Source organism: Mesorhizobium sp. B2-3-13, from assembly GCF_006442195.1.
In the GTDB taxonomy this organism is placed as follows: Bacteria; Pseudomonadota; Alphaproteobacteria; order Rhizobiales; family Rhizobiaceae; genus Mesorhizobium; species Mesorhizobium salmacidum.
In genome coordinates this window covers 14,483-26,501 of record NZ_VFVQ01000024.1, presented here as the reverse complement: position 1 = coordinate 26,501, position 12,019 = coordinate 14,483, and the positions used below count along the sequence as shown (strand labels likewise).

Annotated in this window: 12 protein-coding genes; 10 read left to right on the top strand and 2 right to left on the bottom strand. The window is 63.9% G+C overall.

Annotation, left to right across the window (positions count from 1 at the left end; genetic code table 11):
• The first annotated feature begins 113 nt into the window (after nucleotides 1–113).
• The 6 genes from iolG to FJ941_RS24290 all read left to right on the top strand — a co-directional run bounded on the left by iolG (nucleotide 114) and on the right by FJ941_RS24290 (nucleotide 4,411).
• Entirely contained in the window at nucleotides 114–1,109 is a 996-nt protein-coding gene (gene iolG / locus FJ941_RS24315) for an inositol 2-dehydrogenase (RefSeq protein ID WP_140509602.1), read from the top strand.
• A gap of 35 nt (nucleotides 1,110–1,144) precedes the next feature.
• On the top strand, nucleotides 1,145–1,939 hold the full coding sequence (locus FJ941_RS24310) for an SDR family oxidoreductase (protein WP_140509601.1): 795 nt from the start codon (nucleotides 1,145–1,147) through the stop codon (nucleotides 1,937–1,939).
• A 95-nt stretch (nucleotides 1,940–2,034) separates the two neighbouring features.
• Nucleotides 2,035–2,319: a type II toxin-antitoxin system prevent-host-death family antitoxin gene (locus FJ941_RS24305; RefSeq protein ID WP_246673974.1), complete on the top strand. Its 285-nt coding sequence runs from the start codon at nucleotides 2,035–2,037 to the stop codon at nucleotides 2,317–2,319.
• Nucleotides 2,316–2,732, top strand: coding sequence for a type II toxin-antitoxin system VapC family toxin (locus FJ941_RS24300; protein ID WP_140509599.1), 417 nt, complete (start codon nucleotides 2,316–2,318; stop codon nucleotides 2,730–2,732). Before FJ941_RS24305 ends, FJ941_RS24300 begins: the two co-directional genes overlap by 4 nt.
• Before the next feature lie 67 nt (nucleotides 2,733–2,799).
• Nucleotides 2,800–3,039: a hypothetical protein gene (locus FJ941_RS24295; protein ID WP_140509598.1), complete on the top strand. Its 240-nt coding sequence runs from the start codon at nucleotides 2,800–2,802 to the stop codon at nucleotides 3,037–3,039.
• 280 nt (nucleotides 3,040–3,319) lie between these two features.
• Nucleotides 3,320–4,411, top strand: a complete 1,092-nt coding sequence (locus FJ941_RS24290; protein WP_140509596.1) for a 3-deoxy-7-phosphoheptulonate synthase — start codon at nucleotides 3,320–3,322, stop codon at nucleotides 4,409–4,411.
• Between the two features lie 32 nt (nucleotides 4,412–4,443).
• Here FJ941_RS24290 and FJ941_RS24285 read toward each other — a convergent pair whose 3' ends face one another.
• Nucleotides 4,444–5,079, bottom strand: coding sequence for a LysE family translocator (locus FJ941_RS24285; RefSeq protein WP_140509594.1), 636 nt, complete (start codon nucleotides 5,077–5,079; stop codon nucleotides 4,444–4,446).
• A 127-nt stretch (nucleotides 5,080–5,206) separates the two neighbouring features.
• Between FJ941_RS24285 and FJ941_RS24280 the strand changes: the two genes are divergently transcribed.
• Nucleotides 5,207–5,905: a YafY family protein gene (locus FJ941_RS24280; protein WP_140509592.1), complete on the top strand. Its 699-nt coding sequence runs from the start codon at nucleotides 5,207–5,209 to the stop codon at nucleotides 5,903–5,905.
• 20 nt (nucleotides 5,906–5,925) lie between these two features.
• Here FJ941_RS24280 and FJ941_RS24275 read toward each other — a convergent pair whose 3' ends face one another.
• On the bottom strand, nucleotides 5,926–7,035 hold the full coding sequence (locus tag FJ941_RS24275) for a Gfo/Idh/MocA family oxidoreductase (protein WP_140509590.1): 1,110 nt from the start codon (nucleotides 7,033–7,035) through the stop codon (nucleotides 5,926–5,928).
• Nucleotides 7,036–7,185: 150 nt separating this feature from the next.
• Between FJ941_RS24275 and FJ941_RS24270 the strand changes: the two genes are divergently transcribed.
• From FJ941_RS24270 to iolD, 3 genes are all read left to right on the top strand, one after another.
• A complete protein-coding gene (locus tag FJ941_RS24270; protein ID WP_140509589.1) occupies nucleotides 7,186–8,031 on the top strand; it encodes a MurR/RpiR family transcriptional regulator in 846 nt (281 codons plus the stop codon).
• Between the two features lie 157 nt (nucleotides 8,032–8,188).
• A complete protein-coding gene (gene iolC / locus FJ941_RS24265) occupies nucleotides 8,189–10,123 on the top strand; it encodes a 5-dehydro-2-deoxygluconokinase (RefSeq protein WP_140509587.1) in 1,935 nt (644 codons plus the stop codon).
• A 37-nt stretch (nucleotides 10,124–10,160) separates the two neighbouring features.
• A complete protein-coding gene (iolD, locus tag FJ941_RS24260) occupies nucleotides 10,161–12,011 on the top strand; it encodes a 3D-(3,5/4)-trihydroxycyclohexane-1,2-dione acylhydrolase (decyclizing) (RefSeq protein WP_140509586.1) in 1,851 nt (616 codons plus the stop codon).
• Nucleotides 12,012–12,019: the final 8 nt, after the last annotated feature.

The following is a 12,019-nucleotide window of genomic DNA, read 5'->3' as shown; positions in this document are numbered from 1 at the left end:
GGCCGGGCGCGGAGGCGACGGTCATCGCCTTCCCGTCGATCTGACTTGACCGGAAAATGATCTAGCGCCCATGACCGGCGCCCCGCTTCGAACCATCCCCAGAGGAAATTTCCATGACTGTTCGCTTCGCCCTCCTTGGTGCCGGCCGCATCGGCAAGGTCCACGCCCGCGCCGTCGGTTCCAACCCCCAGGCAAAACTGGTCGCCGTTGCCGACGCCTTCGAGAAGGCGGCGAGCGAACTGGCTGTTGCCTATGGCGCCGAGGTGCGGACCATCGACGCCATCGAAAAATCGAAAGATATTGACGCGGTGGTCATCTGCACGCCGACCGACACGCATGCCGATCTGATCGAGCGCTTCGCCAAGGCCGGCAAGGCCATCTTCTGCGAGAAGCCGATCGACCTCGACGTCAAGCGGGTCGAGCAATGCCTGGCCGTGGTCGACAAGGCCAAGGCGACGCTGATGGTCGGCTTCAACAGGCGCTTCGACCCGCATTTCGCCGCCGTGCGCAAGGCGATCGACGACGGCGCCATCGGCACCGTCGAGATGGTCACCATCACGTCGCGCGATCCCGGCGCCCCGCCGCTCGACTACATCGCCCGCTCCGGCGGCATTTTCCGCGACATGACCATCCATGATTTCGACATGGCGCGCTTCCTGCTCGGCGAGGAGCCGGTCGCTGTCAGCGCACACGCTTCGGTGCTTGTGGACAAAAAAATCGGCGAGGCCGGCGATTTCGACTCGGTCAGCGTCATCCTTGAAACCGCATCGGGCAAGCAGGCCGTCATCTCCAATTCGCGCCGCGCCACCTATGGCTACGACCAGCGCATCGAGGTGCATGGCTCCAAGGGCATGGTGGCGGCCGAGAATCAGCGGCCGGTGTCGATCGAGCTGGCCAACGAGAAGGGCTATACGCGCCCGCCGCTGCACGATTTCTTCATGACCCGCTACCTCGACGCCTATGCCAACGAGATCGCCGCCTTCATCACCGCGGCGACGTCAGGCAAGAAGGCGGCGCCGAGTGGCGCGGACGGCCTCGTGGCGCTCAAGCTGGCCGATGCGGCGCTGAAGTCTGCGACCACGGGCAAGACCGTCCGCTTGGACAAGTAAGAACGCATCCGGACCCAACGCACAGGAGCATAGCGATGAGCGCATCCGCCGATCGCAATTCGAACACACGCGCCATCGTCACCGGCGGCGCGCAAGGCATCGGCTTTGCCGTCGCCGAAGCCCTGGCCGACGAGGGCTGCCGGGCGCTGGCGCTCATCGGCCGCTCGCAGGAAAAGGGTGACAAGGCAGTCGCCCATTTCAAGAAATCAGGCGTCGACGCCATCTTCATCAGCGCCGACGTTTCGAAGGTTGCCGACTGCAAGCGCGCGGTCGCCACCGCGCTCTCCCATTTCGGCGGCATCAACGCGCTGGTCAACGCCGCGGCCACCTCCGCGCGTGGCTCGCTGGTCGAGACATCGGAAGAGCTCTTCGACCAGATATTCGACACCAACGTGCGCGGCCCCTTCTTCCTGATGCAGGGCGTGGTGGCGCATCTCCTGGAGAAAAAGGCGCCCGGCTCGATCGTCAACGTGCTGTCGATGTCGGCGCATGCCGGCCAGTCCTTCCTCACGCCCTATTCGACCAGCAAGGGCGCACTGATGACGCTGACCAAGAACGTCGCCAACGCCTATCGCTTCAACCGCATCCGCTGCAACGCCGTGCTGCCCGGCTGGATGGACACCGAGGGCGAGGACATAGTTCAGAAGAAATGGCACGGAGCAGCCGACGACTGGCTGGAGAAGGCCGAAGCGGCGCAGCCGATGGGCCAGTTGGTCAAGCCGGACCAGCTCGCGCGGCTGATCAGCTACATGGTCAGCCCGCAATCGGGCGTCATGACCGGATCGCTGGTCGACTACGACCAGAGCGTCGCGGGATCGTCGCCGGAATAGCGACAACCGAGTAGTCCACGTCCAGAAGCAGTTCTGCCAAGCGCCGGCCCCTGTTGCCGGCGCTTCGCTATTCCAATATAGTCAAGGTAGTCAGAATGGTCACGGGGATCGAAATGCTGTCTGCTTCCAAAGAAAGCACCAACTGGACAGTCGCCGGTGCAAAAGCCCGGCTCTCGGAGGTTATCGAGCGCGCGCAGTCGTCGCCTCAGACAATCACCAGAAACGGCAAACCAAGCGTGGTTGTGGTCTCGGCCGAGGAATGGCAGCGGAAGACCGCGCGCAAGGGTACGCTTGCGGAGTTTCTGCTGGAGTCGCCGCTGCGCGGCGCCGATCTCGACCTTGAACGTCAACGCGACGAACCGCGTGATCTGCCGTTGTGAGATTGCTGCTCGACACGAATGTCCTGTCCGAGGTGACAAGGCCGTCGCCGGACGCACGCGTTTTGGATTGGCTGGACGGGCTTGATGAGGACCGCTCGTTCATCAGCGTCGTGTCGATCGCCGAGATCCGGCGCGGCGTCGCCCTCATGGATGAGGGCCGCAAACGCGAGGCGTTGGCCGAATGGCTCACTCGGGACTTGCCGCAGCGCTTCGAGCAGAGGGTTCTTCCGGTGGACGAACTGGTTGCCTTGGCTTGGGGCGACCTGATGGGCCTTGCGAAACGTCGCGGTCTGTCGTCGATGGACGGACTGATCGCAGCCACCGCGGTTGCGCAGGAGCTGACTTTGGCAACGCGCAACACCAGGGACTTCGAAGGCTTTGGAATTGAACTCTTCGATCCCTGGACCGCATGAGCCGTTCGGCGTTGCATGTCGGTCCTCGAAAGCGACCAATGTCCCCTTGTTACAGGAGGACGTCTCGATGCACCCGTACTGGATCAAGACAAGTGGTCATCTCGGTGTCGGCGTCACCGCACGGTCGGAAGCCGACGCCCTGCACCTCTTCGAGCTTGCCTTCGGATCCGCCCAGAAAATCGTCAGCATCGAGATCATCAAGGACATGAACGATCTCGACCATCACGTCCTGCCAAATTTGGGCAGCACCAACTGGCTCCGGCGCGGCATCTGGTTCTCCCAGGGCCAGGAGCACATCGCAAACTGAGGCAATGCGTTGCCTCATCAAGCCGCGTGACAAACGCCCTCGCTTCCACTATATGAGCCGCATGATCAACCTGACCGCCACGTACTGGTACTTTAGGAGCTCGCTGGCGGCGGGAGGATTGCGCTCGATCTGAAGATTGCAGCAACAAGATCCGAACAGCCGCCAGACCTGGCGGCTTTTTTGTTTCAGCCGGCAGGTTCCCAAACATAGTTTTACGCAGTTCCGGACGGAAAACCGCTACGCACTTTTCCTGGAATTGCTCTAACAGGAGCAGAAAGCCGTGTTGACCACCACAGACGACCTCCGGGTCAAGGAACTTAGACTGCTGAGCACGCCGGAAGAGGTGATGCGCGAGATACCGCGCTCACTGACGGCGACACGCACCGTTGCCGCCTCGCGCAACGCCATCCATTCCATCCTGACAGGGGCCGACGATCGACTTATTGTCATCGTCGGCCCCTGTTCCATCCACGATCCGGTCGCGGCCGTTGACTATGCCAGCCGTCTGGCGGCGCTGCGTGAGGCCCTGGCCGACCGGCTCGAGATCGTGATGCGCGTCTATTTCGAAAAGCCGCGCACGACGATCGGCTGGAAAGGCCTGATCAACGATCCCGACCTCGACGGCAGCTTCAACATCGACAAGGGGCTGCGGATGGCGCGCAACGTGCTTTCCGCCGTCAACAATCTCGGCCTGCCGGCGGCGACCGAATTCCTCGACATGACGACGCCGCAATACATTGCTGACCTCGTCGCCTGGGGCGCCATCGGCGCACGCACGACCGAGAGCCAGATCCATCGCGAGCTGGCCTCGGGCCTCTCCTGCCCGGTCGGCTTCAAGAACGGCACCGACGGCAATCTCAGGATCGCCGGCGAGGCGGTGAAGTCGGCCGCCCAGCCGCATCATTTCATGGCTGTGACCAAGGGCGGACGCAGCGCCATCGCGGCGACGACGGGCAACGAGGATTGCCATGTCATCCTGCGCGGCGGTGTTCAGCCCAACTATGACGCGGCAAGCGTCGAGGCCGCATCCTTGGAACTCGCCCGCATCGGCATCGCGCCCCGTCTGATGATCGACGTCAGCCACGCCAATTCAGCCAAGAAGTCCGAGAATCAGCCGAAAGTGGCGGCCGATGTCGCGGGCCAGGTGGCGGCGGGCGACGAGCGCATCATCGGCGTCATGATCGAGAGCAATCTCGTCGCCGGCCGGCAGGATGTCGTGGCCGGCAAGCCGTTGGTCTACGGCCAGAGCATCACTGATGGCTGCATCGACTGGGCGACAACCGAGACTGTGCTGCACGGTCTTGCCGGCGCCGTCGAATGGCGCCGCTCGGCCCGCCGCGCCATGCTGGACAGCCGGCAAGGGGCAGCCTGACACGACGGTGATAAGGGCGGCGCCAACCGGAATTACGCCGCCCTCAAGCCTTCCCATGCAGTGAACACGGAGACCGCAAACAGCAGCAGCCCGGCCGCCCGGCCGGCGAATGCTGTCGCTCGCGGATTGGCGACCAACAGCTTGCGGCTGCGGCCGGCTGATATTGCGAGCCCGCCATAGATCGCGGCCTGCGTCAGCACGGTCAGCAGGCCCATGATCGTCGCCTGCATCCAGATCGGACCGTAGTGCGGTTTCAGGAACTGCGGGTAGACAGCCAGGACGAAGAGATAGGCCTTGGGATTGATCAGGCAGGTCACGAAACCTTGGCGAAACGCCTTCCATGCGGAACGGCTGCCGACTGGCCCGTCATGGCCGACGGTGATCGAGCTGCGCATCAGCGTGAGGCCGATGAATGCCATGTAGGCGGCGCCGGCAAGCAGCAGTGGCTTGAACAGGATCGGCACGAAATGCATGAGCAGGCCGACGCCGATAGCGCCGTTCAGCGTGTGCACCATGCCGCCGACCATGATGCCGCCGGTCGCCGCCAGGCCCCTGTCGCGCCCACCGGTCAGCGCATTGGCAAGCACGAACAGCATGTCCATGCCTGGAACGGCGATGATGCCGAACAGGAGAAGAAAGAAAAGCCAGAGATTTTCCGCATAGCTCATGTCAGTTGCCCGTCGCCTCCCGCCGGCGCGCCGGCAAGGAACTTGTTGATTTTCAAGCCGATGGGCGATCCTATAGATCGAGCCAACTGACGATGGTGTGTCAGTTGTGATCGCAGCCGGTGAAAAAATGCGCAAGGCATCGCGCCTGTTCGAGATCATTCAGATCCTGCGGCTGGCCAGCCGGCCGGTGACGGCGGCAATGATTGCGGGGCAGCTGGAAGTGACGATACGCTCGATCTACCGCGACATCGCGGCACTGCAGGCCATGCGTGTCCCGATCGAGGGCGGCCGTGGCGTCGGCTACATACTGCGCCCCGGTTTCGACCTGCCGCCGCTGATGTTCTCGATCGAGGAGATGGAGGCGATCGTGCTGTCGCTGGCGCTGCTGGAGCGCACCGGAGACGACGAACTCAAGCAGGCGGCCAAGCGCGTCAGCGCCAAGATCGCCGGCGCGGTGCCGCCGCCCTTGCGTCAGACGCTCGAGGCCAATGCGTTGCACGCCTGGGGCTTCGCCGCACCGTCCGCCGGCACGATCGACCTTGCGCTGGTGCGCCGCGCCATCCGCGACGAGGAAAAGCTCGATCTTTCCTACCGCGACGAACTCGGCCGTGCCTCCGAGCGCCTGATTCGTCCGATCGCGCTGATCTATTATGCCGAGACCGCCAACATCGTAGCCTGGTGCGAATTGCGCCAGGCAATCCGCAATTTCCGCAGCGACCGCATCGAGGATTGCCAGCCGACCGGCCTACGCTTCAAGGGCGAAGGCGATCGTTTGCGGCAGATCTGGGTCGATGGATGGGAAGTCAATGCAGCGGCCGCCGGCTAAGGCGACCAGCGCAGTGAACCCTACCTTACATCCACCCAGCGCTTCTCCTCGAACGAACGCGCCATCGCATGCACGGTGCGCTCGATCTCCAGCCCTTCGGCGAACTCGATGAGCCGGGCCGGCTTGCCGGCAAGCCGCGTCAGCAATTCATGGCATTCGATGATCTTGAGGTCGTTGAAGCCGAGGCTGTGGCCGGGCGCCGGTACGAAAAGGTCGTAGGGCCTGTGCTGCGGCGCCACCAATATGGTGCGATAGCCCTGTTCGGTCGGCCGGTCCGATGTGAGGTAGAGCTGGAATTCGTTCATCCGCTCCTGGTCGAACAGGATCGATCCCTTGGAGCCGAAGATCTGGATGGCGATGCGGCCCTTGCGGCCCCAGGCCGAGCGGTTGACCTGCAGCGTGCCGGCAACGCCGTTTTCGAGATGCATCAGCACGCTGGCGATATCGTAGGTCTCGACCGCGCGGCGCCCGCCGGCCGCCAGTTTGCGGTCGGCATAGGGCTTGGCCATGTCGCAGATGACGCTGGCGACGCGGCCGAACAGCGCCGTGACCAGCGACAGCGGATGCACGGCGAAATCGTCGAGCGCACCGTAGCCGGAAGACGCCTCGTGCTTCCAGAAGAAAAGCGCCTCGGGATCGGCCATGAAATCCTCATCCATCTCGATGCGCAGATGGTTGACCTCGCCGATGATCTTCTCGTCGAGCAGCGCGCCGATGTGACGGATGGCCGGGCTCTGGATGTAGTTGTAGCCAAGCGCCGCGACCTTGCCTGATTTCTTGGCCGCGGCTGCCATCGCCTCGGCTTCGGCAAAGCTCGGGGCCATCGGCTTTTCGCACCACAGATGCTTGCCGGCTTCGAGGACGGCGATGGCCATCTCCGGATGAAACTGGTTGGGCGTGGTGAGCGAGACGATATCGACTTCGGGATCATTGATCACGGCGCGCCAGTCGCCGGAGGCCTTGGCGAAGCCGAGCTCGCCGGCCTTGCGCCTGGCGAGATCCTCGTTGATCTCGCCGAGATGGACGAGCCTTGGCTTGGTCGCGTCCGGAAAGACCGCACCGACCGCACTCCACGCGATGGCGTGGCATTTGCCCATGAAGCCCGTGCCGATAAGACCTACGCCGACCATTTTTCGTCCTCCGCTGCCATGAATGCTGCGTGGATGAATTAGTCCATTTTCTCCAGGAATGGAATGTCTGCCTCATTTTTTATGGCGTTCTTGCGCAGGCCCGCTATGATGGGGCAGAGAGAGCTTCCAGACAGCCTGAACAGAGCGACGATGGACGAACAGGTACCTCGCGACTTCGAGACGCTGCGCGCCACCATTCTGGATCGGCGCGAGAGCTTGCCCAAGCGCATCGCCCAGATCGCCGCCTATGCGCTCGACAATCCCGACGATATCGCCTTCGGCACCGCCGCCAGCATCGCCGCTTCGGCCGGCGTGCAGCCCTCGACCCTGATCCGCTTTGCCCAGCAACTCGGTTTCGACGGTTTTACCAGCCTGCAGCAGGTGTTCCGCGAGCGGCTGCGCGAGCGCAACTCCTCCTATGACGAGCGGCTGCAAGCGCTGCGCGCCAAGGCCGAGGGCGGCGCCGGTCACCGGGCGATCTTCGACGGCTTCATTGCCGCCGCCAGCACTTCGCTCAACGATATTTCCCGCACGCTGGATGACACGCATCTTGAAGACGCGATTTCGCTGCTGGCAAAGGCGCAGACCATCTATGTCTTGGCCAAGCGGCGCTCCTATCCCGTGGCGAGTTATATCGCCTATGCGCTCGGTAAGCTGAAGATCCGCAACCAGCTGATCGAATCGGCCGCCGGCCTGAATGCCGAGATGGTCGGCTTCGCCACGCCGGCGGACGCCGTCATCGCCATCAGCTTCTCGCCCTACGCGCCGGCCACGATCGAGGAGGCGCGCGCCATTGCCGAGCAGGGGGTGCCGATCGTTGCCATCACCGACAGCTCATTCTCGCCGCTCGCCCAGTTCGCCAGGGTCTGGTTCGAGGTTGCCGAGGCGGATTTCGCCGGCTTCCGCTCGCTGTCGGCGACAATGGCGCTGGCCATGGCGCTGACCGTCGGCGTCGGCGAGAAGCGGCGCGACGCGACTCGCAAGCGCAAGGCTTGATCGAGCATCCCATCAAGGCAATTTTAGCCAAGGGAATGCTCATTCCATATTGACTATGGATTGGAATTATTATTTCATATTGTCGGCGCCACGCTGCCGCTCGCGCGTGTTACCCAAACAATGTTGTCCATGACGACAAGACCGACGGGAGGTTCCAATGAGCGAAGCCGTGGACGCAAGACAGGCGCCGCTCGACGTCATCACCATCGGCCGCGCGTCCGTCGACCTCTATGGCCAGCAGATCGGCTCGCGGCTTGAGGACATCACCTCTTTCGCCAAGTCGGTCGGCGGCTGCCCGGCCAACATCTCGGTCGGCACGGCGCGCCTCGGGTTGCGCTCGGCACTGCTGACGCGTGTCGGCGACGAGCAGATGGGCCGCTTCATCCGCGAACAGCTGAAGCGCGAAGGCGTCAATGTCGACGGGCTGAAGACCGACAAGGAGCGGCTGACCGCGCTGGTGCTGCTTTCGGTCGAGAGCGAAGGCGTTTCGCCGATGATCTTCTACCGTTCGGACTGCGCCGACATGGCGCTGGCCGAAGAGGACATCGACGAGGCGTTTATTTCCTCGGCCCGCGCGATCGTCGTCACCGGAACGCACTTTTCCCGCCCCAACAGTGACGCCGCCCAGCGCAAGGCCATCCGCATCATGAAGGCCAGGGGCGGCAAGGTGGTCTTCGACATCGACTACCGGCCGAACCTGTGGGGTCTCGCCGGCCACGCCGAGGGCTTTGAGCGTTATGTCAAATCGGACCGGGTCTCGGCCCAGTTGAAGACGGTGCTGCCCGATTGCGATCTCATCGTCGGCACCGAGGAAGAGATCATGATCGCGTCCGGCGCCGACGACTGCCTGAGCGCGCTGAAGGCGATCCGGGCCCTGTCCTCGGCCACCATCGTCTTGAAGCGCGGCGCCATGGGCTGCATCGTCTATGACGGGCCGATCAGCGACGATCTCGAGGACGGCATCGTCGGCGAGGGTTTCCCGATCGAGATCTACAACGTGCTGGGCGCCGGTGACGCCTTCATGTCGGGCTTGCTGCGTGGCTGGCTCGGCGGCGAAAGCTTCGCCACCGCGGCGACCTGGGCCAATGCGTGCGGCGCCTTCGCCGTGTCGCGGCTGCTCTGCGCGCCGGAATATCCGACCTTCGAGGAGCTGCAGTTCTTCCTCAGGAACGGCAGCAAGCATCGCGCGCTGCGCAAGGACGAGGCAATCAACCACATCCATTGGGCGACGACACGCCGGCGCGACATCCCGTCGCTGATGGCGCTTGCCTGCGATCACCGTGTGCAGCTCGAGGATGTAGCAGCCAAGACCGGTGCCGATCCGGCGCGCATACGCGACTTCAAGGTGCTGGCGGTCAAGGCAGCGGCCAAGGTCGCCGCCGGCCGCGACGGCTATGGCATGCTGATCGACGAGAAACACGGCCGCGAGGCGATGTTCGAGTTCGCCCGGCATTCCTTCGCCTGGCTTGGACGCCCGGTGGAACTGCCGGGCTCGCGGCCGCTGCGCTTCGAATTCTCCCAGGACATCGGCTCGCAACTCACCGAATGGCCGGTCGATCACTGCATCAAGTGCCTGTGCTTCTACCATCCGGACGATCCGGCGGCCTTGAAGGAAGAACAGCAGCAGAAGCTGCGCGCGCTGTTCGAGGCCGCACGCAAAGTCGGCCGGGAACTTCTGATCGAGATCATCGCCGGCAAGCATGGCAAGCTCGACGATACGACGATCCCGCGCGCGCTGGAGGAACTCTATGCGCTCGGCATCAAGCCGGACTGGTGGAAGCTCGAACCGCAGGCGTCGAGCGGCGCCTGGGCCAGGATCGAGGCGGTGATCCTGAGGCACGATCCCCGGTGTCGAGGCATCGTACTGCTTGGCCTGGAAGCGCCGCAGGACGAACTGGAAGCGGCGTTCGCCGCCACCGCCAAGGCGCCCATCGTGAAAGGCTTTGCCGTCGGCCGCACCATCTTCGTCCACGCCGCCGAACAATGGCTGGCCGGCAAGATGTCGGATGAGGAGGCTGTCGCCGACATGGCGTCGCGCTTCGAACAACTGACCGAGGCGTGGCTTGCCGCCCGCGGCCGCAAGGCGGCATAACAAGGCGCTGCATAAGGACTGCGGAGGAAAAACCGATATGACCAAGACAATCCGCCTGACGATGGCGCAGGCGCTGACCCGCTTCCTGTCCCACCAGATGACCGAGATCGACGGCAAAAAGGTGCCGATTTTTGGTGGCGTCTGGGCGATCTTCGGCCATGGCAATGTCGCCGGCATCGGCGAAGCGCTCTACCAGGTGCGCGACCAACTGCCGACCTTTCGCGCCCATAACGAACAGGCGATGGCGCATGCGGCGATCGCCTATGGCAAGGCCAATTTCCGCCGTCGCTTCATGGCCGCGACCTCTTCGATCGGCCCCGGCGCGCTGAACATGGTGACGGCGGCAGCACTTGCCCACGTAAACAGGTTGCCCGTCCTGTTTTTGCCGGGCGATGTCTTCGCCAACCGCATTCCCGACCCGGTGCTGCAGCAGGCCGAGGATTTTTCCGACGGCACGGCGACGGTCAACGACTGCTTCCGGCCGGTGTCGCGCTATTTCGACCGCATCACGCGGCCGGAACAGATCATCCCGGCGCTCAATCGCGCCATGCAGGTGCTGACCGACCCGGCCGATTGCGGCCCGGTGACGCTTTCGCTCTGCCAGGATGTACAGGCCGAGGCCTATGACTATCCCGAGAGCTTCTTTGCCGAGCGGATCTGGCGCCAGCGGCGGCCGCGTCCGGACCGCGGCGAACTGGCGGCCGCCGTCGCGGCACTCAAGGGCGCCAGGAAGCCATTGATCATTGCCGGCGGCGGCGTTCTCTATTCGCAGGCTTCCGATGAACTGGCCAAATTCGCGCAAGGCGCGGGCATTCCGGTCTGCGAGACGCAAGGCGGCAAGTCCTCGCTGCCGGACGATCACAAGCTCAACATGGCGGCGGTTGGCGTCACCGGCACCTCGGCCGCCAACCGGCTGGCGGAAGAGGCCGATGTGGTGCTTGCCATCGGCACGCGGCTGCAGGATTTCACCACCGGCTCGTGGGCGCTGTTCAAGAAGTCGGGCAAGACCATCATCGGGCTCAACGTGCAGCCTTTCGATGCCGGCAAACACCGGGCGCTGCCGCTGGTCGCCGACGCGGCCGAAGGGCTCGCCGAACTCGCCGCCGCGCTGCAAGACTGGAAGGCGCCTGAGGCCTGGACCGACAATGCGGTCACCGGCAAGAAAGCCTGGCAGGCCGATGCGGCCAAGGTGACGGCCTCGACCAATGCCGCTTTCCCCTCCGACGCGCAGGTGATCGGCGCCGTACAGCGCGCCATGGGCTCCGGCGTGACGCTGCTGCACGCGGCAGGCGGCCTTCCCGGCGAATTGCACAAGCTCTGGCAAGCGGGCGCGCCCGGCTCCTACCATGCCGAATACGGCTTCTCGACCATGGGCTACGAAATCGCCGGCGGGCTCGGCACCAAGATGGCCAAGCCCGACGATGAGGTCGTGGTCATGATCGGCGACGGCTCCTATCTGATGCTGAATTCCGAGATCGCCACCTCGGTGATGCTTGGCCTCAAGCTCACCATCGTGCTGCTCGACAACAGGGGTTTTGGCTGCATCAACCGGCTGCAGATGGCGACCGGTGGCGCCAACTTCAACAATCTCCTGAAAGACTCGCGCCACGATATTTTGCCCGACATCGACTTTGCCGCGCATGCGGCGAGCATGGGGGCGATCGCCGAGAAGGTGCCGTCCATCGCCGAGCTGGAAAACGCGCTGCAGAAGGCCAAGAAGAACGACCGCACCACCGTGCTGGTCATCGACACCGATCCGCTGGTTTCCACCGACGCCGGCGGCCATTGGTGGGACGTGGCGGTGCCGGAAGTGTCCGCCCGCAGCCAGGTCAACGCGGCGCGCAAGGTCTATGATGAGAAACGGCAGATGCAGACCATCGGCGATTGATGTCGGCG